The sequence below is a fragment of the Microvirga sp. P4_G7 genome, from assembly GCF_056401005.1.
The window spans coordinates 1-784 of sequence record NZ_JBFUKD010001068.1 but is presented as its reverse complement, the minus strand read 5'-3'; the positions used below and the strand labels follow the sequence as shown (position 1 = coordinate 784).

1 protein-coding gene and 1 pseudogene are annotated in these 784 nt (G+C 58.3%); both read right to left on the bottom strand.

What is annotated here, in order from left to right:
• On the bottom strand, positions 1–521 hold a 521-nt coding region (locus tag AC1DT3_RS23065; RefSeq protein WP_477467486.1), incomplete at its 3' end, for an amino acid ABC transporter ATP-binding protein.
• A 77-nt stretch (positions 522–598) separates the two neighbouring features.
• Positions 599–784 (bottom strand): annotated as a pseudogene (locus tag AC1DT3_RS23060) (transporter substrate-binding domain-containing protein); the annotation flags it as partial.

The window sequence follows — 784 nt, the reverse complement described above, 5'->3', positions numbered from 1 at the left end:
TCCTTCACCATTTCGGGGTCAAGGGCCGAGGTCGGTTCGTCGAACAGCATCACCTTGGGTTGCATGCACAAAGCCCGGGCGATCGCTACGCGTTGCTGCTGCCCACCGGACAATTGCGCAGGATATTTTTCGGCCTGCTCCAGGATCTTGACGCGATCGAGGAGTCTTCGCGCCGTCGCCTCGGCATCAGCCTTGCTGACACCAAGGGACCGCATCGGCGCCAGCATGCAGTTCTGCATCACGGTCAAATGCGGGAATAGGTTGAAGTGCTGGAACACCATTCCGACCTCTCGGCGGACGGCGTTGATCGTCTTGGCCTCGTTGCCGAGCAGAATTCCGCCGACGCGGATCTCACCCTTCTGATAGGCTTCGAGATGGTTGATGCACCGGATCAGCGTCGACTTTCCGGAGCCCGACGGCCCGCACAGGACGATCCTTTCGCCCTGGCGGACCGACAGGTTGATGTCGGTCAAGGCTCTGAATGCGCCATACCATTTCTCGACGCTCGCCATGCTGATCATGGTTTCGGCGGCCTTTGCAGGCTGTGAAGCGGTCTGGCTGGTCATGACCCTGATCCCGATTTTTCCCGTATTGCGGTTCAACTTGCGGAGAAGGTGATGCCTTCGAGGCTGTCGGGGAATTTGTGGACCGGCACTTTCATCCACTTGTCGTAGACTTTCTGCAGTTCGCCATTGGCCTTGATCTTGTCGATGAAGGCGTTGATGGCGGCATTGATTTCCTTCTCGCCGAGGCGTGTGCACGCACCGTTGTAGAGGTTCTGGAA